22 protein-coding genes are annotated in these 26,054 nt (G+C 56.5%); 10 read left to right on the top strand and 12 right to left on the bottom strand.

Features of this window, described 5'->3' with window-relative positions:
• Positions 1-356: 356 nt before the first annotated feature.
• The 4 genes from H5P17_RS14800 to H5P17_RS14785 form a co-directional block, all read right to left on the bottom strand.
• Positions 357-1,793, bottom strand: a complete 1,437-nt coding sequence (locus tag H5P17_RS14800) for a 6-phospho-beta-glucosidase (RefSeq protein ID WP_182823673.1) — start codon at positions 1,791-1,793, stop codon at positions 357-359.
• A 136-nt stretch (positions 1,794-1,929) separates the two neighbouring features.
• A complete protein-coding gene (locus H5P17_RS14795) occupies positions 1,930-2,664 on the bottom strand; it encodes a MurR/RpiR family transcriptional regulator (protein ID WP_044551299.1) in 735 nt (244 codons plus the stop codon).
• An 89-nt stretch (positions 2,665-2,753) separates the two neighbouring features.
• Complete coding sequence (locus tag H5P17_RS14790) at positions 2,754-4,061, bottom strand: MFS transporter (protein ID WP_182823671.1); 1,308 nt, start codon at positions 4,059-4,061, stop codon at positions 2,754-2,756.
• Between the two features lie 91 nt (positions 4,062-4,152).
• Positions 4,153-5,103 carry a 2-hydroxyacid dehydrogenase gene (locus tag H5P17_RS14785; protein WP_182823669.1) on the bottom strand — a complete coding sequence of 317 codons (951 nt, stop codon included), beginning with the start codon at positions 5,101-5,103 and terminating at the stop codon, positions 4,153-4,155.
• A gap of 348 nt (positions 5,104-5,451) precedes the next feature.
• Here H5P17_RS14785 and H5P17_RS14780 point away from each other — a divergent pair, with 348 nt between their 5' ends.
• The 4 genes from H5P17_RS14780 to H5P17_RS14765 all read left to right on the top strand — a co-directional run bounded on the left by H5P17_RS14780 (position 5,452) and on the right by H5P17_RS14765 (position 9,775).
• Positions 5,452-5,889, top strand: coding sequence for a rhodanese-like domain-containing protein (locus H5P17_RS14780; protein ID WP_182823667.1), 438 nt, complete (start codon positions 5,452-5,454; stop codon positions 5,887-5,889).
• Positions 5,890-5,942: 53 nt separating this feature from the next.
• Complete coding sequence (epsC, locus tag H5P17_RS14775) at positions 5,943-6,896, top strand: serine O-acetyltransferase EpsC (protein ID WP_182823665.1); 954 nt, start codon at positions 5,943-5,945, stop codon at positions 6,894-6,896.
• A 142-nt stretch (positions 6,897-7,038) separates the two neighbouring features.
• Positions 7,039-7,971 (top strand): family 2A encapsulin nanocompartment shell protein, encoded by a 933-nt coding sequence (locus H5P17_RS14770; protein ID WP_044551286.1) that lies wholly within the window; start codon positions 7,039-7,041, stop codon positions 7,969-7,971.
• Entirely contained in the window at positions 7,946-9,775 is a 1,830-nt protein-coding gene (locus H5P17_RS14765) for a family 2A encapsulin nanocompartment cargo protein cysteine desulfurase (protein ID WP_182823663.1), read from the top strand. The genes H5P17_RS14770 and H5P17_RS14765 overlap by 26 nt, the downstream gene beginning before the upstream one ends.
• A 264-nt stretch (positions 9,776-10,039) precedes the next feature.
• Here H5P17_RS14765 and H5P17_RS14760 read toward each other — a convergent pair whose 3' ends face one another.
• Genes H5P17_RS14760 through H5P17_RS14730 form a run of 7 tightly spaced genes read right to left on the bottom strand, consistent with a single transcriptional unit; the run spans position 10,040 to position 17,418 of the window.
• On the bottom strand, positions 10,040-10,990 hold the full coding sequence (locus tag H5P17_RS14760; protein ID WP_182823744.1) for a sulfonate ABC transporter substrate-binding protein: 951 nt from the start codon (positions 10,988-10,990) through the stop codon (positions 10,040-10,042).
• Positions 10,991-11,015: 25 nt separating this feature from the next.
• On the bottom strand, positions 11,016-11,669 hold the full coding sequence (locus H5P17_RS14755) for a methionine ABC transporter permease (protein ID WP_182823662.1): 654 nt from the start codon (positions 11,667-11,669) through the stop codon (positions 11,016-11,018).
• Positions 11,653-12,744, bottom strand: a complete 1,092-nt coding sequence (locus tag H5P17_RS14750; RefSeq protein WP_182823660.1) for a methionine ABC transporter ATP-binding protein — start codon at positions 12,742-12,744, stop codon at positions 11,653-11,655. The genes H5P17_RS14755 and H5P17_RS14750 overlap by 17 nt, the downstream gene beginning before the upstream one ends.
• A 3-nt stretch (positions 12,745-12,747) precedes the next feature.
• Positions 12,748-13,560 (bottom strand): MetQ/NlpA family ABC transporter substrate-binding protein, encoded by an 813-nt coding sequence (locus H5P17_RS14745; protein ID WP_044551276.1) that lies wholly within the window; start codon positions 13,558-13,560, stop codon positions 12,748-12,750.
• A 32-nt stretch (positions 13,561-13,592) separates the two neighbouring features.
• Positions 13,593-14,963 (bottom strand): LLM class flavin-dependent oxidoreductase, encoded by a 1,371-nt coding sequence (locus H5P17_RS14740; RefSeq protein WP_182823658.1) that lies wholly within the window; start codon positions 14,961-14,963, stop codon positions 13,593-13,595.
• Positions 14,963-16,168 carry an SfnB family sulfur acquisition oxidoreductase gene (locus H5P17_RS14735; protein ID WP_182823656.1) on the bottom strand — a complete coding sequence of 402 codons (1,206 nt, stop codon included), beginning with the start codon at positions 16,166-16,168 and terminating at the stop codon, positions 14,963-14,965. Before H5P17_RS14735 ends, H5P17_RS14740 begins: the two co-directional genes overlap by 1 nt.
• A gap of 11 nt (positions 16,169-16,179) precedes the next feature.
• Complete coding sequence (locus tag H5P17_RS14730; protein WP_182823654.1) at positions 16,180-17,418, bottom strand: SfnB family sulfur acquisition oxidoreductase; 1,239 nt, start codon at positions 17,416-17,418, stop codon at positions 16,180-16,182.
• A 628-nt stretch (positions 17,419-18,046) separates the two neighbouring features.
• On the opposite strand from H5P17_RS14730, the gene H5P17_RS14725 reads away from it, so the two are divergent.
• The 4 genes from H5P17_RS14725 (at position 18,047) to H5P17_RS14710 (ending at position 23,339) form a co-directional block, all read left to right on the top strand.
• Positions 18,047-18,520 (top strand): (2Fe-2S)-binding protein, encoded by a 474-nt coding sequence (locus tag H5P17_RS14725; RefSeq protein WP_182823652.1) that lies wholly within the window; start codon positions 18,047-18,049, stop codon positions 18,518-18,520.
• A complete protein-coding gene (locus tag H5P17_RS14720) occupies positions 18,517-20,799 on the top strand; it encodes a molybdopterin cofactor-binding domain-containing protein (RefSeq protein WP_182823650.1) in 2,283 nt (760 codons plus the stop codon). The genes H5P17_RS14725 and H5P17_RS14720 overlap by 4 nt, the downstream gene beginning before the upstream one ends.
• Complete coding sequence (locus tag H5P17_RS14715) at positions 20,796-22,094, top strand: cytochrome c (protein WP_182823648.1); 1,299 nt, start codon at positions 20,796-20,798, stop codon at positions 22,092-22,094. The genes H5P17_RS14720 and H5P17_RS14715 overlap by 4 nt, the downstream gene beginning before the upstream one ends.
• A gap of 369 nt (positions 22,095-22,463) precedes the next feature.
• Positions 22,464-23,339, top strand: a complete 876-nt coding sequence (locus H5P17_RS14710; protein ID WP_182823646.1) for a LysR family transcriptional regulator — start codon at positions 22,464-22,466, stop codon at positions 23,337-23,339.
• A 30-nt stretch (positions 23,340-23,369) separates the two neighbouring features.
• On the opposite strand, the gene H5P17_RS14705 is transcribed toward H5P17_RS14710, so the two are convergent.
• A complete protein-coding gene (locus H5P17_RS14705; RefSeq protein WP_255477925.1) occupies positions 23,370-24,182 on the bottom strand; it encodes an energy transducer TonB in 813 nt (270 codons plus the stop codon).
• Between the two features lie 346 nt (positions 24,183-24,528).
• On the opposite strand from H5P17_RS14705, the gene H5P17_RS14700 reads away from it, so the two are divergent.
• Together H5P17_RS14700 and H5P17_RS14695 are read left to right on the top strand one after the other, a co-directional pair.
• Positions 24,529-25,071, top strand: coding sequence for an RNA polymerase sigma factor (locus H5P17_RS14700; RefSeq protein WP_044551258.1), 543 nt, complete (start codon positions 24,529-24,531; stop codon positions 25,069-25,071).
• Positions 25,061-26,017: a FecR domain-containing protein gene (locus tag H5P17_RS14695; protein ID WP_182823645.1), complete on the top strand. Its 957-nt coding sequence runs from the start codon at positions 25,061-25,063 to the stop codon at positions 26,015-26,017. Before H5P17_RS14700 ends, H5P17_RS14695 begins: the two co-directional genes overlap by 11 nt.
• Positions 26,018-26,054 lie beyond the last annotated feature (37 nt).

Here is a 26,054-nt window from a genome sequence, read left to right as displayed (position 1 = left end):
AAAAACAAAGCAAGAGAGGTGTTACATTACTCCTTCACAATGTTTACGGTTATCTGCACGGTGAAATACATAAATTCACTAAATGGTTTTGAAGGCGCGGCCACTCTATTTTTAATGTGTATTTCTTCCTTTTTTATTGGTGTTTTTATTGTTTTAATTAACCACGTGAGAATGTCAAAAATGGATGTTTGATTTTAAATTAAAATGGAGTTCGAAAATGAAGGAAATGAAGATCGGTTGGAGTAGATTTCAGAGAGATGTTTGGGGCTTTTAACTCGTGATGGCTCTGACCATGACAGATTAAGAATGAGCCACAGGGACGTGGCTCATCATGTTTTTCCTGAAAAACGCCGGGGTTAAAGCTGTTCGCCGTTGCTGGCGATCACGGTGCGGTACCAGTCGAAACTCTTTTTGCGCGAGCGCTCGAGGGTGCCGGTGCCATCATCGTGTTTGTCGACGTAGATAAAGCCGTAACGCTTGCCGTATTCACCGGTGGTGAAGGACACGCAGTCGATGCAGCCCCACGGGGTGTAACCGATCAGGTCCACGCCGTCTTCGATAACCGCCTTTTTCATCTGCTCGATGTGCGCACGCAGATAGTCGATGCGATAGTCATCGTTGATCTGACCGTCAGCCTCAACCGTGTCGAATGCGCCGAAGCCGTTCTCAACGATAAACAGCGGTTTCTGGTAACGTTCGTAAAGCACGTTCAGCGAGTAACGCAGCCCGACCGGGTCAATTTGCCAGCCCCAGTCGGAGGCTTTGACATGCGGGTTCGGCACGTTACCGGGGAAACTGAACATCTCGTTATCGCTGCTCACCGCATCGGCCTGCAGAGCGTTGCTCATGTAGTAGCTGAAACCGATGTAGTCCGCGCAGCCTTCGCGCAGGGTTTGCTCGTCCTGCGGTTGCATCTCAATCTGGAACCCTTTGCGCTCCCAGTCTCGCAGCAGGTACGACGGATAGTAGCCTCGCACTTGTACGTCGGTGTACAGGTAGCGTGAGTGCATGGCTTCGACGCTGTACATGACGTCGTCAGGTTTGCAGGAGTACGGGTAGAAGGGGACGCAGGCCAGCATGCAGCCAATTTTGAATTCCGGGTTAATCTGGTGACCGAGTTTCACTACCAGGGCGCTGGCGACAAACTGATGGTGCAACACCTGATACAGCGTCTGTTCCGGGTTCTCTTCCTGGGTATACACCACGCCGGAGCAGCAGTAGCCAAACAGCGGATACTGGTAGTTACTCTGGTTGTTGATCTCGTTAAAGGTCATCCAGTATTTCACTTTGTGCTGATAACGGCGCAGCACCACTTCGCTGAAGCGCACGAAGAAATCGACGACCTGTCGGTTCTTCCAGCCGCCATATTCCTTCACCAGGTGATAAGGCATTTCAAAGTGGGACAGGGTGATTACCGGCTGGATATTGTATTTCAGCAGCTCATCAAACAAATCGTCGTAAAACTGCAGGCCGGCTTCGTTTGGCTCTTGCTCGTCGCCATTCGGAAAGATACGCGTCCAGGCGATAGAGGTGCGGAAGCACTTAAAGCCCATTTCGGCGAATAACGCCACGTCCTGCTTGTAACGGCCGTAAAAGTCCACCGCTTCGTGATTAGGGTAACGATAGCCTTCCTGCACCCCGTCGGTCATAACGCGATCCACACCGTGAGAGCCGCCAGACAACACGTCGGCAATGCTTGGGCCTTTGCCGCCCTGATCCCAACCGCCTTCAACCTGGTGCGCCGCTACGGCACCGCCCCACAGAAAATCTTTCGGTAACTGTTGTTGTTTCATCGTAGGTTTCTCATCGGATTATTATCAGAAAGCACTGAACTGCCGGAATGAGAATATAGTAGCAAGCTGAAATGGAATGTCACGATATAACAAATTACCGTTCAGGTGACGTGTCACATTAAAAAAACAGGCTGTTTTATTTTGCGTAATTAATATGCCCCAGCCGCTTGCCGATGGTCTCGATAATGTAAATGACCGGGATTTGGGTGGTGATGTTGTGTTGTCCGGCGATCAACTGCGGGGGAACGTGGTAAGAGAGGTTGAAGTCCGCCATGCGCGCCAGCGAGGAGGTCTCGTTGTTGGTGATGCTGATGATTTTGCAGTGGTGCAGGCTGAACTGGCTGGCGAGGCGTAAAATTTCTTCGGTCTCTCCAGACACCGAAAGTATTATTGCGACCGCGCTTTTATACATGTCGCTATTGATGGGGTAATAAGGATCGTCGATATGGGTGCTGAATTTTCCGACGTTGGAAAAGAAACGCGCACCGTATTTCCCCAATGCTCCGGAGGTGCTGACGCCGACGAAAATAATGCGCTCAGCGGCGGCAATATGCTGTACCGCCTGGTCTATCAGTTGATTAAATTCGTCATTGTTAATGCTTTTAAAGAAGCTGATGATTTCGCTGGTGCCGAAATCCACCGGCGGTGCTTCAGTCTGCTCAAGATACAGCTTAAAACGGATGCGAAATTCGGAGTAGCCGTCGCAGCCCATTTTCTTGCAAAAGCGCAGTACGGTAGTGGTGGATACCCCGGCGGCCTCGGCCAGTTCGCGGATGGTCATATACATCACCGGGTTCTTGTTTTTGGTGATGTAGTTATAGACCAACAATTCCAGCGCATTGAGTTCGGCGATTGCTTTATGGGTAAACATAGACCTAATCCAGCGAGTAACAACAGACCTTAATCAGCGGACTAACATAGCAAATTTTGCCGTAGCCCGCTCGTGGTTTTCGTTGTTATTCAGGCCCGTTTGGCGTTGTCCAGCAGCTTGTCGTGCGCCGGTTCGCTGCCGGTCAGGTCACATTCCTTCGGCAAGCGCCAGGCGATGATGCCGGCGATGATCAGTGAGACTGCCAGAGCGCATACCGCCACGTTCTGACCATACAGGTAGATCATCACCCCTACCAGATAAGGCCCGCAGAAGCCGCCCAGGTTGCCGAGTCCGTTAATCACACCGCGCGCGCCGCCGGCGACTTCTGCCGAGGCGATACGCCCCGGCATTGACCAGAACGGGCTGGTGGCGGCTTTGAGGAAGAAGCCGCACACCACCAACGCGATGTAGGCCGCCACTACGTTATGACGCAGCACCACCGAAGCCAGCAGCGCCGCCGCGAAGCAGAACAGAGAAACCATCACCCACAGGCGGCGCTTGCCGGTTTTGTCGGTCAGCACCGAAATCAGGTAGATCCCCAACAGGGTGGCGACGAACGGCAAAATCGCCAGGAAACCGACCGAGGCCATGTTACCGCCGGTGAGGTTCTTCAAAATGGTGGGCAGCCACAGGGTGTAGCCGTAGTCGCCGGTTTGATAGAAAAAGTTCAGCAGCACCAGCTTCATCAGCCCTTTGTTGCGAAAGACGTCTCTCAACGGCGCCTTGCTGACCGGCTGCAGGCTGCTGCGCGCTTGCCGTTCACGCGTCAGTTCGGCGATCAGATACTCACGCTCACGGGCCGGCAACCAGCGTGCTTCCTGCGGACGATCGCTGATCAGCAACCACCAAACGGCCAACACCACCAGCGACAGCAGGCCTTCGAGGATAAACAGCCAGCGCCAGTCGAGCTGATTAATGATGGCGCCGGAAATCGGTGCGGTAAGCATACCGCCCAAAGGGGCAAACATCATGACAAAGGCGTTGGCGCGACCCAGTTCTTTTTCCGGGAACCAGTTGCTGATCATGGTCAGCACCACCGGTAACATGCCGCCCTCGGAAATGCCCAACACGAAGCGCAATACCAACAGTTGATAGTGGTTAGTGACAAAACCGGTCGCCACCGAGACTACCGCCCAGGCGCACAGCGACCAGGCAATAAAACGCTTGCCGCTGCCGTTGACCGCAATGCGCCCGCCGGGAACCTGCAAAAACAGGTAGCCGATAAAGAAGATGCCGCTGGCCAGCCCGGCCATCTGGCTGGTGATGCCCAGATCGCTTTCCATACCGCCGGGCAGTGCGAAACTGATATTAACCCGGTCCATAAAGGAAATAATGCAGGCGATCAGGATCGGGGCAATAACCCGCAGCCAGCGGGTGTTGGGTATTTTATTATCCATGGCGATCTCTCTTTACAGGGCGCAGGGAGAACCTCTCGTTAAAGAGGTTCTGTGGTTCGGCAGTAATAAAATCGAAAAGAAAACGCGTTAATTATTCAATGGCGTGGGGCAGCGGCGCCCGATTGAAGAAAGCTTCAACGTTGCTAAACACGATATCGCTCATCTTTTGCCGGGTTTCCTGGGTGGCGCTGGCGATATGCGGTTGCAGCACCACGTTTTCCATGGCGATCAGTTCGGCAGGCACCTCGGGTTCGTGAGCATAAACGTCCAGCCCGGCACCGGCGATGGCGCCGCTTTGCAGGGCGGCAATCAGGTCGGGTTGGTTAACGATGCTGCCGCGAGCAATGTTAATCACCAGGGCATGCGGCGGCAGGGCGTCGAACACCGCCTTGTCCACCAGGCCGGCGCTGTCTTTACCGCCGGAAATGGCAATGATAAAGAAGTCGCTTTCCCGCGCTAATGCCAGCAGGTCCGGGAAATAGCGATAGGGCAGCGAACTGTCCTGCGTGCGGCTGGCGTATTGGATGCGCATATTGAAACCGGCGGCGCGTTGGGCGATGGCGCGACCGATATTGCCCATGCCGAAAATACCCAGCCGTTTGCCGCTGACCTGCACCGACAGGCCAGGCGCTTCCTTCAGCCAGCGACCTTCACGCACAAAACGATCGTTGTGACACAGCTGACGAGCGGTAGCCAGCAACAATCCCAGAGCCATATCCGCCACGTCTTCCGTCAAGGCGCCCGAGGTAATGGTGACGGCAATGCCGTGTTTACGGGTGTAATTCAGATCAATCGCGTCAGTACCTACGCCAAACACCGCAATCAGCCCGAGGTTGGGTAATTGTTCGAGCACCGGTGTGGTTACGCCGATATCGCCACGGGTGACTAGCGCACGGAAATCGTCGCCTTTTTCAGCCAGAAAAGCGGCTGGGTCAGCCTGCTCATACAGCCGGTGTACCGCATAATTAGCTTCGAGACGGGCCAACAGGTTTTCCATCACTGGGGCAATTAACAGCACTTTATCGGGAGCAGAGTTGGTCATGGTTTCACCTGTCAAAATTAGCGTTGCTGGGTTAATGCTATAAAAGCGGTTTTCGGCAGGCGGTTTTGCGACAGATATCACGCTGAAGAGTGTTAACAAACTGTGTTACCCGTAATGTGATCAACGGGTGAAAATGGGTAACAGCGCGCTGTAACATGACCAGATTAAAGGCAAAGGGATAAGTGAAAAAACAGTTTTTATTAGCGTTAATTTAGCTAAGGCGAACTAGACGCTTTTACTATAAGCCCTAATGAAAAGTTATTTATTGTCACTGAGAAAGGGTAATAGATTGAGGTTAATGAAGGAAAACAACCTTACTGAAAAATAGAGAATATACCGGAGGTGAATATGTCCATATCGCCACATTACACATCGACGCAGACGTTTATAAACAATCCCAACGCGAATGCGAATAACCCCGGCACGCAAAATGCTGACGTATTTGAGCGTGACTTGACACCGGAGGCCAGTTGGCAACTGTTCAACAGCGGGTCAGCCGTCTTGGTGGATATCCGCAGTCCGGAAGAGCGAAAGACATTTGGCTATGTTGAACAATCCTCTTTGGTTCCCTGGCTGACCGGTTCGAACAAAATCCGCAATCCGCGTTTTTTCCTTGAATTAAGCAAGGTTGTCGACAAGCAGCGCCCGCTGCTCCTGCTGTGCCAAACCGGTAAACGTTCTGCGGACGCGGTGTTAGCCGCCCAGAAAGCCGGTTATACACAGGTTTACGGTGTGCAGGGTGGCTTTGAAGCTGTGCGGCATCTGCCCTGGTTTAAAACGTATTAACGGCGCTTGTCCTTGGTGGGTCATGGGGTGTTATCAGATAAACAGAGGGAATTATGACTCGCTTTTTACCGTTAAAAGAAAATACCAACTGGCAACTGGCCGATATCGTCAACGAGTTGCGTTCAGCGAGATTGCACTGGCGTGAACATAGCGGCCAGGCCTCAGTTTCCGGGCAAAAGGAGCTGCCATCGAAGAGCGCAGTCAACGAAATTGCCGAATCGCTGCGGGCGATATTATTTCCCATGCGCCTGGGCCCGGACGATCTGCGCCATGAAAGTGAAGATTACTTCGTCGGCCATGCATTGGATGCCGTGCTGAATGCTCTATTGATTCAGGTGCGGCTGGCGCTTGGTTTTAGCCGTTCCGAGGGCGAAGACGGCGAACCGGGGGATGCACTGAATACACAGGCGGTGACATTGGTGCGTCAATTCGCCGCCGTGCTGCCCGCCATTCGCCGCCGGTTGGACAGCGATATTCTGGCCGCCTATCACGGAGACCCCTCGGCACGCAGTGTGGATGAGGTTTTACTGTGTTTCCCTGGTGTTAACGCCATTATCCATCACCGTTTGGCTCACTATTTCTATCGGGCAGGCGTTCCCCTGTTGGCACGCATCATCGCCGAAAAGGCTCACGGAGAAACCGGTATCGATATTCATCCCGGAGCGCAAATTGATGACGGCTTTTTTATCGATCACGGCACCGGCGTCGTGATTGGAGAAACTGCGATTATCGGTAAACGGGTGCGTATCTATCAGGCTGTCACGTTGGGAGCCAAGCGCTTTGTCACCGAAGAGTCCGGCATTCTGCAGAAAGGGCAGCCGCGTCATCCGATTATTGAAGATGATGTGGTGATCTACGCCGGCGCCACGTTGTTGGGCAGGATCACCATTGGGAAAGGGTCTTCCATTGGCGGTAATGTCTGGCTGACGCGCAGCGTCAAACCCGGCAGTAATATTCGCCAGGCAAATATTCAGAGCGACAGTCATGAATTCGGCTCTGGAATTTAATTTGGCGTATTTTATTAATCCTGATTATTTCGCAGTGAGGTCTGCGAAACGAAATCAATAATCCCAACATCTATTTAACGCGCTATTTAACCGGCAATTAATCATTATTTATCACCAGCCTATTTTTTCAGGAGAAACAACCATGTCTCAACAAAATGATGCCCGGCTTGCATTAGGGGATAATGCCGCGCGGCAATTGGCTAACGCCACGAAGACCGTCCCGCAATTATCTATTCTCACGCCACGCTGGCTGGTGCATTTGCTGCAGTGGACACCGGTCGAAGCGGGGATATTTCGCCTTAACAAGGTCAAAAATCCATTAAATGTGCAGGTGGCCTGCTCGCAGCGTGACGAGGGGTTATTGCCGCAAACCTATGTGGATTACGAAGAGGCGCCACGTGAATATTTCCTCAATGCCGTAACCACCATTCTGGATGTGCACACCCGGGTGTCGGATTTGTACAGCAGCCCGCACGATCAGATCCGCGAGCAGCTGCGTTTGACGATTGAAACCATTAAAGAACGCCAGGAAAACGAGCTGATCAATAACCCTGAATACGGTTTATTGGCCAGCGTTGATGACGCCCAACGTATCTCTACGCTGACCGGGGCGCCGACGCCGGACGATCTGGATGAATTGATCACCAAAGTATGGAAAGAGCCCGGCTTCTTCCTGGCTCATCCATTAGCCATCGCGGCCTTTGGGCGTGAGTGCACGCGCCGTGGCGTACCGCCGCCAACCGTCAGCCTGTTTGGCTCGCAGTTCCTGACCTGGCGCGGCTTGCCGCTGATCCCTTCGGATAAGCTGCCGATCGACGAAGAGGGTAAAACCAAAATTATTCTGCTGCGTACCGGGGAAAAGCGTCAGGGCGTCATTGGTCTGTATCAGCCGGGCGTCGCCGGTGAGCAGAGCCCGGGGTTGTCGGTGCGGTTTATGGGCATTAACCGCAATGCGATCGCTTCCTACCTGATCTCGCTTTACTGCTCATTGGCGGTTCTGACTGAAGATGCCGTTGCCGTTTTAGACGATGTTGATGTGAGCAAATATCATGACTATCCAGACAGCTACAAATAACGCACTGCCTCACCAAGCCGCGCCGCCGGCCGGTTTGCCTGACGTTAACGCGTTGGCCACGCTGGCTAATCAGATCTTCAGCACGCTGCCTGGAAAGGAACTGGGCGCAGGGCTGCAACAAGCCGCAGGCAGCGAAAGCGCAACAAGGGTATTACCGCAGACCGCTGCGCCAGTTCTGGAGGCTGCGCTTGCTACTGACGCTCTGGAGGCACAGGCGCCGTCCGGCCGTCAGCTGGGGCAACAGCGTCAGGCTTTTTTGGCACCGCCAACGCTGCCTCAGCCGCGGGTTCCTGAAGCAACGCCCGGGTTCTATTTTCTCAGCGATAACCCGACTCAACAGCGGCAGGACTCTGCGGATAGCGGGCTGGCGGGGCTGGCAAGTCAGGCGCTGACCGGCCAGCAACACCTGAGCGATCAACCCTTTGCCGGGGCGATAAAGGGCGAACTGGAAGCGGTTATTGGCGCATTGTTTCCCCCAGACTCAGCGCCGGTCAGCGGCGTCGCGCAAGATGCGGCCAGCGGGCAATATTATTTCCTCGAGCAGGGACACCAATGGCGTGAAGGGGCACCGCAGCTCGGGGCTGGCAGCCGCTTTGATGTGCATGCCGTACGCCGGGACTTTCCCATCCTGGCAGAACGGGTCAAGGGTAAACCCCTGGTGTGGCTGGACAATGCGGCGACCACCCATAAGCCGCAGGTGGTTATCGATCGGCTGGCGTATTTCTACGCCCATGAAAACTCAAACATTCACCGCGCGGCGCATGAGCTTGCCGCCAGAGCAACGGATGCCTATGAGGGGGCCAGAAACAGCGTGGCCCGTTTTCTGGGGGCCAAATCACCGGCGGAAATCGTCTTCACCCGTGGCGCAACCGAGGCCATTAACCTGATTGCCAATACCTTTGGTCGTAAATACATCGGCGAGGGAGATGAAATCGTGGTTTCTCAGTTGGAGCACCACGCCAACATTGTGCCCTGGCAGCAGCTTGCGGCCAGCGTGGGAGCCAAGATTCGGGTGATCCCGGTTGATGACAGCGGGCAAATCCTGCTGGACGAGTACCGCAAGCTATTGTCACCGCGCACCCGTTTGGTTTCGATCACTCAGGTCTCCAATGCCTTGGGCACGGTTACGCCAGTGGAGCAGGTGATTGCACTGGCTCATCAGGCAGGTGCCCGGGTTTTGATCGATGGTGCGCAGGCGGTCTCTCACCTGAAGGTCAACGTGCAGGCGCTGGACGCGGATTTTTACGTGTTCTCCGGCCATAAGGTGTTTGCTCCTACCGGCATTGGTGCGGTGTACGGCAAGGCTGAGCTGCTGGAAACCTTGCCACCGTGGCAAGGGGGCGGCAACATGATTGCCGACGTCACTTTTGAAAAAACGCTGTACCAACCGGCACCGGCCAGATTCGAAGCCGGCACCGGTAACATTGCCGATGCGGTAGGATTGGGGGCGGCGGTGGACTATGTCGAACGCCTGGGGCTGGATAACATCAACCGCTACGAGCATGAGCTGCTGGAGTATGCCACCGAGCAGTTGATCCGCATTCCCGGCCTGCGACTGATTGGCACTGCGGCCAATAAGGCCAGCGTGCTGTCATTCGTTTTGAGTGGTTATCGCACCGAAGAGGTGGGGAATGCGCTTAACCGTGAGGGCATCGCGGTGCGATCCGGTCATCATTGCGCTCAACCGATCTTGCGACGCTTCGGCGTAGAAACTACGGTGCGGCCGTCATTGGCATTTTACAACACCCACGAGGAAGTGGATTTGTTGGCCGCCACCTTGCATAAGCTGGCAAAAGGGCGTTAGCCCCGGCGCGATGAGGCACAACCGGCACGGAGCAATCGGTGCCGGTTTTTTTATGCCGTCAGCAGGCCAGTACCCAAAAAAATAAAAAGCCGCACAGAGGTGCGGCCAAGCGTTCACGACGAACAAAACAAGGACAAAAAATTCCGGTAGACAGGCCCTGAAACAAACCTCAGAGACAGGCAAGAATCATAATCTAAATCTCCCCGGCGGTTAAATGCCGAATATGACTTTGCTAGTCGAATTAATAGATAAATAATCAGTCACTTACTTATCTTCTGACCAGCGTGCGCTGCCGACATCCACCTTGACCGGGAGGAGACCGATGGCGGTAAACTTATCCGCCAGTTGCTGCTGTTGCGCGAACACCTCCGGGGTCATGCGCTGGCTGCCAAACGGCATGCGGGCGAGTGCTTTGGCCCAGATAGCCTGATCCAATCCGGTACTCTGCGACAAGATTTTCGCCGCTTCATCCTGATGCTCGTTGGCCCAGGTGCTAAGTTCTCCCAACTGGCCGAGCACCAGCTTGGCGCTGTCAGGGTAGGTTTCGGCAAAGTGACGGCTGGCAAGGTAGAAGGTGTAATGCGGCACCAGGCCTTCGGCGTCTTTAAGCAGGCGAGCGTTGGCATGGCTTTGCACTTCGGCGTAATAAGGATCCCAAATCACCCAGGCGTCGACGCTGCCACGCTGGAAGGCGGCGCGAGCGTCGCTGGGCGGCAGATACACCGGGGTAACGTCCTTATAGCTTAATCCGGCCTGTTCCAGCGCGCTGACCAGCAGGTAGTTGACGTCGGAACCTTTGTTCAGCGCCACCCGTTTGCCTTTGAGGTCGGCGACGGTTTTGATCGGCGAATCCTGAGGCACCACAATGGCTTCGGTTTTCGGGCTGGCCGGCGAATGCCCCAGATAGATCAGATCCGCCTTGGCCGCCTGAGCGAAGGCCGGCGGTGCATCGCCAGTCGCCGCCAGGTCAATGCTGCCCACGTTCAGTCCCTCCAGCATCTGCGGCCCGGCGGGGAATTCAATCCAACGCAGCTTGATGCCTTGAGGTGCCAGGGCCTTCTCCAGCGAGCCACGGTATTTTAACAGGGCAAAGATATTGGCTTTCTGATAGCCAATGGTGATTTGCTGTGGTGTTTCCTGTGCCGCCGCGCTCGACAGAGCACAAGTGCCCAACAGCAGCGACGCGGCGATCAAAGAGGCTTTCAATTTATTCATCATCAATATCCATTTAACAAAAGGGTTATTGCCGGTGGTTTAATCGGCGCGAAAGCCGATCGCCAAAAAATTGCAACAGGGTGACCAGAGCCACCAGCACCCCGATGACGGTGAGCATGACCTGGGTGTCGAAACGCTGGTAACCATAACGGTAAGCCAAATCACCCAGACCGCCGGCTCCGATAGCCCCGGCCATCGCCGAAGCGTTGATCATGGTGACCAGAGTAATGGTGAAACCGCTGACGATGCCGGGCATCGCTTCCGGCAGCAGTACGTGGCGGATGATGTGCCCACGACGACATCCCATGGCCTGTGCCGCCTCAATCAGGCCGTGATCCACCTCCCTTAGACTGACTTCGGCGATGCGCGCAAAGAACGGCATGGCGGCGACCGTCAGCGGTACTACCGCTGCCCAGACGCCGTAAGAGGTGCCGACCAGCATGCGGGTGAACGGGATCAAGGCGACCATCAGGATCAAGAAGGGGATCGAGCGAAACAGATTCACCAGCCAGCCGAGTACCCGTTGAACCCCGACTTGTTCATAGAGCCCACCGCGTTCGCTGACCACCAGCACAACCGCCAGCGGCAGCCCCAGCGCCAGTGCCAGCAGGGAAGAAACGCCCACCATCAGCAGCGTATCGAGAAATCCGGCCCACAGCCGGTCAAGCAGCAGTGACATAGCCCAGTACCTCCACGCTGTCGGCCAGCGTTTGTGGAATAGCGGATGCGAACGGTGACGGTGTCACGCTTAACAGCAAGTACCCTATGGCCCTTCCCTGAATATGCTCAATGGCGCTTTCGACCAGTGTCACATTGCCCTGAAAAGCCGCCAGCACCCGATTCAGTTCCAGCGAAGCCCCCAGACCGCGATAACGCAATCGGATTAACAACGGCGAATCAGGCGCCGATGGCGTAGCGGTAATTCGTCCGGCCAGTATCTCGGGCAGGCTGTCGTGCGCCGGGGTCAACAAGATACGTGTAGTTTCCTGCTGCGGATTGCCGTACACCTGCCAGACGGGGCCGTACTCGATAATTTCGCCGCGCTCCAGCACGGCGACCCGGTGGCAAATATCGTGGATCACCTCCATTTCGTGGGTGATCAGCACGATGGTGATGTTGAACTCTCGGTTGATGCGTTGCAGCAAGGCCAAAATGGCGCGGGTGGTTTCCGGATCGAGTGCCGAGGTGGCCTCGTCGCACAGCAACAGTTCAGGGTTGTGCACCAGTGCCCTGGCGATACCGACCCGCTGTTTCTGCCCGCCGGAAAGCTGTGCCGGATAGGCGTCCGGGTAGTCACCTAGCCCGACCAGCTCCAGCAGCGCGTCCACTCGGCTGCGCCGTTCTGCGGGGGGCACGCCCGCCACACGCAGGGGCAGCTCGATATTCTGCCGAACGGTTTTGGCCGACAACAGGTTGAAATGCTGAAAAATCATGCCGGTACGCCGTCGGAAGGCCACCAATTGATCTTCATTCAGACGATCAATATCGACGCCATCGACCTCGACGCTGCCGCCGCTGGGGCGTTCCAATCGGTTAATGGTGCGGATCAACGAGGATTTCCCCGCGCCGCTACGGCCGATGATGCCGAAGATTTCCCCTCGGCGAATGCTGAGGTTAATTTCCTTTAGCGCATCGGTCAGTTGGCCGGGATAACGCTTGCTGAGCCGGGTAAAGCGCAGATGAGTATCATCCAGGTGGCGAACCGGCTCATCGGCAACCAGGGCCTCCGGCGGAGTCAGGACCAGGCTGGACATAACTTATTGACTCCAGCCTGGCTGATACAGTTTGCCGTAGAAACTGTCCAGCTTCGCGCGTACCACCGGGGAATGCTGATACACGTCGACAAACTTGCGCAGTCGCGGATCGTCCTGATGACCGTCGCGGATCACGAATTGGATCACATACTCTGGGTTCTCCAGGCCGTCAAACAGCAGGGCGCTGTTGGGATCGACGGTGCCGGAAAGCCGCAGGTAGTGGGGATAGCCCTGCGCCAGATCCACTTCTTCCAGGGTGCGCGCCAGTTGCACCGCTTCTACCTCGATAATCTTGATGTGTTTGGGGTTACTGACAATATCGGCCTGGGTCGCCTGGATACCGGTACCGGGTTTGAGCTTAATCAGCCCGGCCTTTTGTAACAGCAACAGACCGCGCCCGCCGTTAATCACGTCATTGGCAATCGCCACGCTGGCGCCGTCCGGCAGTTCGGCAATGCTTTTATGTTTCTTGGAATACAGCCCTACGTTATTGATGATCGCAGGGGCATAGGCCACCAGATGGAAATTGCCTTCTTTGTTGGCGTTATGCAGGAAAGGCAGGTGCTGGAACAGGTTGACGTCGATATCGCCGTTTTCCAGGCTGACGTTAGGAGCGGTCCAGTCGCTGAATTCGATAATGTCCACCTTCAGCCCTTGTTTGCGAGCCTCTTCCGCCGCCACTTCCAACGGCGGCGCGAAGGCAGCGGTGGTGCCGACCTTCAGGGCGCCACTGTAGTCATTGGCCGCCGCCACCGAGCCTGAGAAGGCCAGCAGCGCCGGGAACAGTATTTTTAGTGTCAGATTGGCTATGGTCATGATGTTGTCCCTTTAAAAGAAAAGTAAGTGGTTCAAACCGTTAATGGAGCATCCAGACGCCAGCGGGCTGCCGGGTGACTTGGGGGTAATCGGTCTTGTTGTTGGAACAGTTTTTGCCGCAGGCTGCCGGCACGGTAGGCGGTCTTGTATCGCCCGCGCGCTTGCAATTCCGGCACCACCAAATCAATAAAATCGCGGTAGCTGCCTGGGTTAACGATTCGCGTCAGGTTAAAACCGTCGATATCGGCCAGGTCAATCCACTGCAGCAAGGCATCGGCCACCTGCTGGGGATCGCCCACCACCAGTGGGTAGCGGCCGCCCATAGCGTGCTGTTCCAGCAGTTGGCGCCGGGTCCAGCCGCGGTAGGTTTGGGTCACGGATTGAATGGCCTGGGTCGGCCCGGTCTGGATCGGATCGTCGAGCCCGAAACGCGAGAGGTCGATGCCGGTAGAACTGGAGAAATGCGCCAGGCCGGCTTCCGGACTGGCATAGCGCAGATATTCGCGATATTTGTCCTGAGCTTCCGCGGCCGTGGGGGCGACGATAACGCCGACCCCCATAAAGACTTTCAAATCCTGACGCTGGCGTCCGGCGGCTACGGCGGCGTAGCGCAACTTGTCCACCTGGGCTTTCATCACCGCCGGCGTAGCGTGATTCACGAAGGTGCATTCCGCATGGCGAGCGGCGAATTGGATGCCACGTGACGAACTGCCCGCCTGGAACAGCAGTGGGGTACGCTGTGGTGAAGGCGACGACAGGTGATAACCTTCCACCTGATAGAATTCTCCCCGATGGATCACCTTATGGATCTTCTGCGCATCGGCGTAGATTCGCCGTTGTCGGTCAGCCAATACGGCCCCGTCTTCCCAACTGCCTTCCCACAGCTGATAGGCCACGTCGAGAAACTCATCGGCCTGGTCGTAGCGGCGATCGTGATGTACCTGTTCGTTCAGCCCCATGGCGCGGGCGGCGCTGTCGAGATAACCGGTCACGATATTCCAACCGATACGTCCCTGGGTCAGATGATCCAGCGTCGACAGCCGTCGGGCAAAGGGATAGGGGGCTTCATAGCTGAGGTTGGCGGTGATGCCGAACCCCAGATGGTGAGTGACCGCCGCCATGGCCGACACCAGCAGCAGCGGGTCGTTGACCGGCAGCTGTATCGACTCGCGGGCGGTCAGGGCAATATTCTGCTGGTAAACATCATAAACGCCGAGAATATCGGCGATAAACAGTCCGTCGAACAGGCCTCGCTCCAGCAGCTGCGCCAATTCGGTCCAGTAGCCCAGTTGGTTGAATTCGGTGGAACGATCCTGTGGATGAGTCCACATGCCGTGATGAATATGGCCGACGCAGTTCATGTTGAAGGCGTTCAGCAGAACTTCTTTGGCAATAGCGCTCATTACAAGGTCCCCCGACGCGGTGGCAACACCCCGTTTAAAACGTAATTGCCGATTGCCGGGTATTTCCAGCGCACCGGATCGTGCAGGGTATGAGTGCGGGCATTGCGCCAGTGGCGGTCAAGGTTGTATTCCTGCACAGTGGCGCGGCTACCGGCCAACTCAAACAGCAGATTGCCGGCGGCCAGCGAGACTTCGGTGGTCCAGGCGCGCGCTCTGGCAACTTCAATCGAGGCTTCCGCCACCGACTGTGCATCGCTGTGGCGCTGTGCGGCGTCGACCGCTTCGCCCGCCACTTCCAGCAAGGCGTCGCCGGCCTGAATTCGAGCGGAGATTTTGCCTATGCGATCCAGCGTTAGCGGGTCATCGCTGGCCTGTTCGACCCCAGAATCAATCCACGGACGGGAACGAGTACGGACAAACTGCAACATGTCTTGCCAGGCCGCTTTGGCAATGCCCTGATCGATGGCGGCGTGCATAATCTGCGCCAGCGGGCCCACCGGCGTGGGCCGTTCAAACGCAGTCTGGAAAGGCACGATATCCTCTTCATCGACCGGGCAATGGTTTAACGCCACGCTGCCGCTGCCGGTGGTGCGTTGGCCAAAGCCCGACCAGTCGTCAGTAATGGTCAAACCCGGCGTATTGCGCGGTAAAAACACCAATTGCTCTTTACCGTCCTCACCCAGCGCGGCGGTTGGGATGCGGCCGGCATAGAGTGCGCCGGTGGCGTAAAATTTTTGGCCGTTCAGGTGCCATTGCCCCTGATGCCGGGATAGCGCGGTACTCCGCTGGTGAGCGGCTTTGCTGGTGAATTCCGCCAGCGCATTGCCAAAATGCACCCCGGCCAGCGCTTCCTGATACAAACGTTGCTGCTGACGCTTTGAACCGTTGACCCGCAGCACTTCCAGTGCGTAATAGTGATTTTGCGGCACCTGACCGATCGAGGCATCGGCCTGGCTGAGAATGACGATGACCTGCGCCAGAACGCGATTTGACAGCGCCGGGCCGCCAAATTCACGCGGGACGGTGATCCCGCCAAGCCCGGAGGCGAACAATTCGGCCAGTTCGGTAACCGGCAGCCGTCGTTGGCTGTCACGTTCGGCGGCACCGGGACTGAATTCTGTCGCCAGCCGATGGGCGGTCTCCAGCGCCTGTCCGGCATCGGTAATACTCTGCGCGGTACGTTGAGGGACTGTCTGGCTTGTCATGTTCGGTTCCTTTAAATCCACGAATGGCGCGCGGGAAAACGGCCGTTGAGGTAGTAATCGCCGATGGCGTGGTATTTCCAGCGTACCGGGTCGTGCAGGGTGTGAGTGCGGGCGTTGCGCCAGTGACGGTCGAGGCCATGTTCTGCCAATGTGGCGCGGCTGCCGCTCCACTCGAGCAGTTTTTCGCTGGCCAACAGCGCGACCTCGGTGGTCAGTACCTTGGCCTCGGCCACCGCAATCGACGCGGCCGCGGCGCTTTCGGCCGTGATCGGGTGGCGATCGACTTCATCCAGCGTGAGTGCCGCCTTTCTCAACAGGGCATTTGCCGCGCACAGCTCGACGCTAACTCGACCGACGTCGGCCAGAATGTAGGGATCGTCGGCGTTACGTTCGACGCCTGCATCGACCCAAGGGCGAGAGCGCTCGCGAATAAACTGCGTGGCCTCATCCAGAGCGCCTTGGGCAATACCGGCATCGATAGCCGCCTGGATCAGTTGAGAAACCGCGCCTTGAATGGTGGGTTTTTCTGCCAGCGGCAGCAGCGGGATGACGTTGATCGGGTCAACCGCCACGTTACGCAACCGCAGGGTGCCGCTGGCCGTGGTGCGTTGGCCCATACCTGACCAATCGTCGACAATCTCCAGGCCGACCGTGGGCCCTGGCAGCAGGGCCAGTACCGGCTGCTGCCGATCGTCGAGGGCTTTGACGGCGACGATTTGTGCGAACAGCGCGCCGGTAGAGTAAAACTTGTCCCCATTGAGACGCAGGCCATCAGGCGTTTGCTGCAGGCGGGTATGCATGTCCAGCGTGTGTTTGCTGTTTTTTTCCGGGCCACCGTTACCGATGCGTCGGCCGGCCAGCACTTCGCTGAAAATACGCCGTTGCTGAGCTTCGCTGGCCGCATCGCGCAGCAGTTGGATCAGACCAAAGTGGTTTTGCGGGATCTGGCCCAGTGCCGGATCGACGGCGGAAATCAGGCGAAAGACCTCTGCCACCGTGGCGAAGGATAGCCCTGGCCCGCCGTATTGACGCGGAATCGAAATGCCGCCCAGGCCGGACTGGCTAAACAGCGCCAGCTCTTCCAGAGGATACTGCCGATGGCGGTCACGCAGCATGGCACGGGGAGCTGCGGCGTTGGCCACCTGACGCGCCGCATCCAGCGCCTGACGATCGTCAGTGAGGTAACGAGCCGGCCCATCGGCTGGGGGGGCGGTGGGTGCATCCGGTGCAGGCGAAACAGAAACAACCATAACGATGTCCTCAATACGGTAGGCAGCAGTAAAGAGCGCGCCGCTCTGTGCGTAGCGCAATAAAATATAATTAAAATTCAAGTCGGTTCTGCGGCGGGAACGTAATGATAATAATAATTTGCGCGCGAGGGTGTAAAGCGGCGGCTTATTATAAATAGTCCCTTGCTTAGCGATTAATTAGCTAAAGGGAATGCCGCAGCCCAAGCGGCGTGGCAGAGGGGGAGTGCCGCGCGCCACGGCGCTGTCGGCCTGGAGGGAATATAATAAACTCGGACCTCATATTAGCCTGTGGAAATAAAAAAGATTACCGAATAAAATAAAGCTTCAAGATATATCTCCTGCTTAATAACGCTTAATTCACCGAAATAAAATATATCAATGCTTCTGACGGCGGTTTCACGCAGGAAGAAAGTGTGCTCGTTTTTTGTTCACCACCAGCGACCTGAGCTGCCGTTATTTTCACCAGTCATCGGCAATCGATAATAAATACCCACTTTTCGTTAAAGCAATTGCCGCTACATACCCTTAACATTAGCAAGTATTTCAATGATTATAATTAGCATGCTGTGAGTTATTCATCACAGTGATATTACGGAGAGATCCGTTTGGTTAAGGATATGCATTCACCATGGAAATAAAAATAAACGGCCGGATGGTCGCACTGGGCGCGATTTCACCCGAAACGCCGCTACTCTACGTGTTACGCAACGATCTGGGCCTTAACGGCCCTAAATACGGCTGTGGCCTCGGGGAGTGCGGTGCTTGCACGGTACTGATCGACGGCGTAGCCGCCCGCTCCTGTTCCCTCCCGCTGAGCGGTGCCCTCAACAAATCCATTACCACGCTGGAAGGCCTTGGCGAGGCGGGGCAACTGCATCCGGTTCAACAAGGTTTTATTGATGAGCAGGCCGCGCAGTGTGGTTATTGCACCAACGGCATGATCATGACGCTGGTGGCTCTGTTTGAACGCAACCCTCAGGCAGATGAACAAGAAATCAAAAATGAGCTGGCTTATAACCTGTGCCGCTGCGGCACCCATATTGAAATCTTGCGTGCAGCCGCCAAAGCCCGCCAGCTGTTGGCGGAAAGGAGGCCGGCATGAGCCGCCTGGAAATCACGCGCCGTCGCCTGTTGCAGGCCGGTGGCCTGGTGATGGTCAGCAGCCTGCTGCCCGTTTCACTTAATGCTTTCGCCGCTGAGCCAGCGGCGGTCGGCGATCTGCCGCTCGATCGCGTGGACAGCTTTATCGGCCTGACCGCCGATGGCCGCGTCACCGCATTTAACGGCCATGTGGATCTCGGCACCGGCATTCGCACCGCATTGGCACAGATTGTTGCCGATGAAATCGGCGTACCTTTTGAGCACGTTACGGTGATTTTGGGTGACACTCAGCGCACCCCGGATCAGGGGCCTACCATCGCCAGCGCCACTATCCAGGTGACTTCGATACCGCTGCGCCAGGCTGCCGCGCAGGTGCGCCAATTGCTGCTGGCGCTGGCCGCTAAGGCCTTTGCGTTACCGGTGGAACGCCTGCAGGCTGAAAATGGCCGGGTATTTGCGATAGATAAACCCAACGTCAGCCTGAGCTATGGTGACCTGGCCCACGGGCAGAATTTACAGGTGGCACTGGATAAAACCATCAGGCTGAAGAGCGTGGCGGAAAGTCGTTATGTGGGCAAGGCGGTGCCGCGCGTGGATATCCCGGCCAAGGTGACCGGCCAACTGACCTATGTGCATGACTTCCGCCTGCCGGGCATGCTGCATGGCAGAGTGGTGCGTCCGCCGTATATCGGCGCCGACAGCAGCGCCCCCTTGGGCAGCGGCCTGCTGTCGGTAGACTCTGACTCCATCGCCCATCTGCCCGGCATCGTAAAACTGGTGGTGATTAACGACTTCATCGGCATCGTCGCCGAACGTGAAGAGCAGGCGATTGCCGCGATGCGACAACTGAAGACTGTCTGGCGCCCCTGGTCCGGTTTACACGATCTTTCGCTCACAGGATTGCATCAGGCCCTGGTGGAAAACCCCAAGACCGATCGCGTGCTGCGTGATGATACCGGGGTAGATGCCGCTTTGGCGTCGTTGCATACCGAGGTCAATGCTGATTACGTCTGGCCTTATCATCAACACGCGTCAATTGGTCCGTCCTGTGCGGTGGCCGACGTCGGTCGCGATCACGCCGAAGTCTGGTCAGGCACGCAGAATCCTCACGATTTGCGTAAGGACATCGCTCATTTGCTCGACTGGCGGCCAGAGCAGGTTCATATCAATCGTATGGAAGCCTCCGGCTGCTATGGTCGCAACTGCGCCGATGACGTCTCTGCTGACGCTGTGCTGTTATCGCAGGCCACCGGCAAGCCGGTCAGGGTACAGTTGATGCGTGAACAAGAGGCTGGCTGGGAGCCCAAGGGCACCGGGCAACTGATGCGAGTCCGTGGCGGGTTGGACCAACACAATCAGGTGGCGGCTTACGAACTGAAAACCAGCTATCCTTCCAACAACGCAGTGACACTGTCACTGGTGCTGACCGGTAAAGTGCCCAATCGGGCAGACGTCCAGCAGATGGGCGACAGAACCGCCATTCCACAATATGAATATCCCAACATGCGGGTGGTGTGCCAGGACGCGGCGCCGATAGTACGGGCTTCGTGGATGCGTGGGGTCTCGGCGTTACCCAATGTGTTCGCCCACGAATCATGGATTGATGAACTGGCGTGGCGAGCCGGGCAGGATCCGATCGCATTCCGCCTGCAATATCTGAAAGACCCGCGTGCCGTGGCGCTGATTCAAGCGTTGAAAAAGCAGGCCAATTGGCAGGATGGCCCGGCTCACCGCAGCCCGGTATCCGGCGATCCTGAATGGGTGACAGGGCGCGGCTTTGCCTATGCGCGTTATTTCCACAGTAAATTCCCCGGATTTGGTGCCGCCTGGGCGGCCTGGGTGTGCGATCTCAGCGTTAATCGCCACAGCGGTCAGATCAAGCTGGATAAAATTTTCGTTGCCCACGACTGCGGCCGCATCATCAACCCGGCCGGGGTTCGTCACCAGGTGCACGGCAATATCGTTCAGTCCGCCAGCCGGGTGCTGAAAGAGTTCGTCATCTTTGACGCCGCGGCCGTGACGTCACTGGATTGGGGCGGTTATCCGATCCTGCGGTTTGACGAGTTGCCGCAGGTTGATATTCAACTGCTGGACTATCCGGATGAACCCTCGATGGGGGCGGGAGAATCTGCCTCTGTGCCGAGCGCGGCGGCGATCGCCAATGCGTTGTTCGATGCGCTGGGCGTGCGTATGCGGGAAGTGCCTTTCACCCCGGAGCGGGTGGTGAAGGCGTTAAAACAGCAGGCTTCCGGCAACGCAAAAGGGGATAAATCACTATGATCAGCATAAAAAAAGTTGCCGGATGGGGCAGTCTGACGGTGGTTGCCGCCGTGGTCATTGGGGCGATAGCCAGTTGGCAACCGGAAATCGCGCCGCTGGAGGAAAATGATCATCACGTTTTCAGTCAGCAACAGATAGCCAAAGGGAAAGTGCTGGCCGATCTCGGCGACTGCGCGGTGTGCCATACCCGGCCCGGCGGCGAGCGCAATACCGGCGGCTTGGCGATGGAAATTCCGTTCGGCACCATTTACAGCACCAACATTACGCCGGATAACGAAACCGGCATTGGCCAATGGTCGTATGCCGCTTTTGAGCGAGCGATGCGCCATGGGGTTGACCGTGAAGGGCACTATCTCTACCCGGCCTTTCCCTACACGGCGTTTACCCGCACCAGCGATGAAGATCTGCAGGCATTGTACGCCTACCTGATGTCGCAACCGGCCGTGAAATATCAGCCGCCGGCCACCGAGTTGAGTTTTCCGTTTAACATTCGCCAGGGCATCGTCACCTGGAACTGGCTGTTCCTGACGCCTGGTGCGATGAAAGCCGACCCGACACAAAGCGCCGAATGGAATCGCGGGGCCTATCTGACCGAAGGCCTTGGCCACTGCAGCGCCTGTCACTCGCCGCGCAACCTGATGTTTGGCGAGAAAGGCGGCTCCGAGCACCTGACCGGCGGCGTGGCGGAAGACTGGACGGCCCCGTCGCTAACCGGCAGCTCCTTGGCTCCGCTGGAGTGGAAACGCGAGGATTTGCTCAGCTTTATGCGCACGGGCTATTCGGCGGATCACGGCGTGGCAGCCGGGCCGATGGCGCCGGTGATTGAAGAGGGGCTTTCGCGCTTGCCAGAGCAAGACTTGCAGGCCATAGCCACCTATCTGCGCACTTTTCATCCGACCGAGCCCAAGGTGACGGAGGCCAAACGCTTGAATCAATGGGCCGAGTCACGCACCGAGCCGTTAACCACGGAGGGCGCACGTATTTTCTCCGGTGCCTGCATGGCATGCCATGCTCAGGAAAAGGGCGCTCAGATGATCGGCGTTCGACCTTCGCTGGCGTTGAACACCAACCTGTATGCCGATAAGCCGGACAATGCCATTCGGGTGGTGCTGGACGGTATTCAGCGGCCGGCCAATAGCAGCCTGGGCTATATGCCGGCATTTCGCCATAATCTGAACGACCGCCAGATTGCCGAATTGCTTAACTATCTGCGACAAAGTTATGCGGGGAAAGCGCCGTGGCCCGAGCTGCAAGCGCAGGTCAGCCGCTTGCGCGCTCAAACGGCGGAGAAATAGCCTACTTAGCATCGAGCCAGGGGCCGCAAAGGTCTCCTGGTTTGTTAAAGGGCAGGTGAGCTGGATGCTGCGTCCGATAGGGCATATAAGTTCGAAGCCTGTCGGGCATGTTTATCAGCAGGTTGAGGGGCCAAGGCCCCTTTATCGTCGGTAACGCACAGCTCATTCCAGTAACTGAAACGGATGCTCTGCTTCAGTCGGTCATTCCACACGTAGCGTGCCATCGTTAACTCCTCCCGTGTCTGGTTAAATAAATAGCAGCTCTTGCCGTCCAGGGCGAATACGTTAATTCGCTGAGCTTTTGATATTTTTGGGATAGGCGTTTCGCTTATTATTCGGCAACATTCGGGGTTTAGAAGGCGTCTCACGGTGGAAAAAGTCAATTTAGACCAGCTCAACACTTTTGCTCTGGTGGTCAGGCAAGGGAGTTTTTCTGCGGCGGGAGATTTGCTGGGGCTGACCCAGCCTGCCGTTAGCCTGCAGATACGCCAGTTGGAACAGCGTCTGCAGGTGCGGCTGTTAGAGCGGGTTGCCAAACGCGTGCGGCCCACGTCCGCCGGTGAAGTGTTACTTGAACACATCGCTCGTATCAATACGGCAGTGGACAATGCACTGGGTGCGATGGCCGATCATGCACAAGAGATTGCCGGCGTCATCACCGTCGGAACCGGGGCTACCGCCTGCATTCATCTGCTGCCGTCGCTGCTGCGTGAACTGAAACAGAATTACCCACGATTAAACATCGGCGTACGTACCGGCAACACCGATAACATGGTGAAAGCGGTGGAGGAAAACCGGCTCGATATTGCTTTGGTGACCTTGCCGGCCAGCGGACGCAATGTGCAGTTAACCCCATTGTTGCAAGATGAATTCGTGGCTATTTTCCCTGCGGATGGCACGAACGTGCCCGTCGAATTCACGCCGCAGGGGCTGGGCGCGCTGCCTTGGGTCGCCTTCGAGGCCGGTAGCAGCACCCGTAGGCTGATTGACAGCTGGTTCCTGAGTGCCGGGGTGAAACCGATGCCGGTGATGGAGCTGGGCAGCATTGAGGCGATCAAAGAGATGGTTGCCGCCGGGCTGGGGTACAGCATTATTCCCCGCATGGCGCTAACCGACTTACGCGGGAGATCCCTGACGCCGGTGCTTGAGCGTACGTTGGCTATCGCGTTACGTCAGGACAAACCACTCAACCGGGCTCTGCAAAAGGTGATTGCCGGATTGAACGGGTTGAAACAACTGCCTTGAGTCACACAGGGTGCAGTAAGGTTTGCCGGGTCAGTTTTTGACGTCGTAGGCAATAGGCGCAATCAGCTCGACGACGCCGTTACGCAGCAATTCTGCTGGCGGCGGTGGCAGAGGTTGTGCCCGGGCGATCAGCCGCATAGCTTCCCGATCCAGTATTCGCTCACCGGAGCTGGACAGCAGTTCCGCCGCAATGACATTTCCCGCGGACGTGACCTTAAAGCGAACGTGGCTCACGCCTTGCAAACGATAGCGCAAAGCTTCCCGGGGGTAGCGTTTATAGCGCGCAAGGTGTGCCAGAACGTCGCTGTTCCAGTTGACCTGCCCGCTGACAGCGGCGGCCGAAGGGCTGGTGAAAGACGCGGAATTTTTCTGTGACTGTCCCGGTAAAGGGGCGCTGGTCGTGGGGGCGCTGTTGCGGGCCACCACCGGCAAGGGAAGGTCGTTCAGCTCAGGCGTCGGCTTGGCTTTCTTGACCTGCAATTCGGTACGAATAGCCTGCGTTCCCTGTGGCGAGCGCGTCAACTTGGGCAAGTCTTCGGATTTTTTTTCGGGTTGTTTAACCCTTTCCGGAGCCGCCATGTTTTGCTCCGGCCCGGGGGGAACATCGGCGGCAGGGGTCGCCATCTGCTGATACATCGCCAGATCCATAATCACGGCCGGCGGCAACATGCCTTGTGGCGTGACGTGATGCACCCAGCCGATCAACATCAGGGCCGCCAACAGGTGTACGGCGATGCCAAGCAGCAAGCTGAACGTCCAACGAGGGGCAGGAATTAGCGGCGATTTGAATTTCACCAAAGAGACGGCCGAGCCGCCGGTGGCCACCTGTCGAAATGATTTCATTACCCACTCCATGCCTTTCCATGTCTCATTCAACATATCGATTAGCGTAGCGAAAGGGGGATAACACCCCCCTGGATCCGCGAATATATCGAATTTAATGCTGCGGATTATACTCAATGATAATCACTTTGATAGTGGTAGTGATTATTATTTGCATTTGATCTGCGCTTTGCTTATAACCCTCAGCCTTATAAGAGTGAACGCCATTGTATTCACCTTCAGAGTCGCCCCTGTTTTGCAAAATATTGCTGCCTGCAGCGTGAGTAACCGACTCAATGTTTCCGAATTCTGCGGCAGCCTGGCCTGCCAATTCGTTCGGGACAGTGCGATCTTTACGGATATCGTCATGAATAAACCGTCATCAAAAAAGGTAAGTCTGGCCTACCAGAATACCTACGGTCAGTTGGTGAGCTTCTTTCGCAAACGGCTGGATAATGCCCACGACGCGACAGACCTTTCGCAAGATGTCTTTGCCTTATGGCTAAAACGTGCGAAACAGACGCCGGTTGAGCATACCCGCGCCTTTCTGTTCAAAATCGCTCATCGGGTTTTGATTGATTATTGGCGCAGCGCCGGCAAGCGGCGTCTTTTGTTGGCGGAAGATCAGGAAGAAGAGATTTATCGACAGGATGTCGCGCCCTTTGAAACCGATCCTCACCAAAGGCTCGAACATCAGCAGCGCTTGAACCATTTGGAGGCCGCAATCAACAGTCTGCCGCCGCGGCGACGTCAGGCTTTTGTACTGCACCGTTTCGATGGCCTGTCGCAAGTAGAGGTCGCGGAAAGAATGGGCATTTCCGTCAGCATGGTGGAAAAGCATATTGCCGGCGCCTTAGTGCACTGCAAGCGTTATCTTGCCGGGCAGGAGAGTGTGCAACATGATGAATGACAAGCATTTGCTGAAAAGCGAGATTGATGAACAGGCCGCGTGGTGGTTTAGTCGCAGCCAGGCGCGCCGTTTAACCCGTGACGAGCAGCGCCAACTGGCCGACTGGCGAGCTGCTTCTTCGTTGCATGAGGCGGCCTTTCAGGAAATCCAGCAGATTTGGGGCGATTGCCTGCAAATAGCGCGACCTGCCGATACGGTTCGTCACCAGACTGCCGGCTGGCTACGGCCGCTGCGCCGTTGCGGCACTGGATTGTTCTTTGCCCTGGCGCTGCTGCTGCCGACCAGCCAGCTACCGCTGTTGCTGACCAACAACCTTAGCGTGCAGACCGCCGACAGCCCCCGGGATGTGGTGCTGACGGACGGCAGCCGGGTTTACCTGAACCGCCAAACAAAAATACGCGTGCAGTATGGTCAACAGCAGCGACAGCTTTGGCTGGAACAAGGTGAAGTCTATCTCAGCGTCGCAGCTAACAAGGAAAAACCCTTTACGCTGTATGCGGGGGAAAGCCAGGTGCGAGTGGTGGGCACCGAATTTGACGTGCGCTTTGATGGCGCCAGCGTAGCCGTCGCGGTGCGCAAAGGGATTGTTGCCATGATGGGGCGGCCTCACACAACCCCGGTATTGTTGCACGCCGGCGATCTGGCTCGTCAGGAGCCGACCGCTGGGGAGCTGCAACGTGGGCGCAGATCGTTGGAAGAAATAGGCGACTGGCGTCAGGGCCAATTGCTGTTCCGCAACCGTCCATTGGGCGACCTGGCAGCAGAGCTTAACCGCTATCGGGCCGGCCACATCAGTTTGGCCAGCCCGGATCTTGCCGAAATGCCGGTGTCAGGCACCTTGGATTTGGCCGATCCTGATGCTTTCCTGACGGCGCTGCCGCTGTTGTTGAACGTGAGCGTGGTGCGTGATGCAAATGGCAATGCATTGATAATAAAGGCTAAATAAAAAAGTTAAAAAATATTTCATTTTTTAGGTGAGGATA

This window comes from Serratia sp. OS31 (assembly GCF_014164835.1).
GTDB classification, from domain to species: Bacteria; Pseudomonadota; Gammaproteobacteria; order Enterobacterales; family Enterobacteriaceae; genus Serratia; species Serratia liquefaciens_A.
Note: the sequence above shows the minus strand (reverse complement) of the source record. Positions and strands in the feature narration are given on the sequence as shown.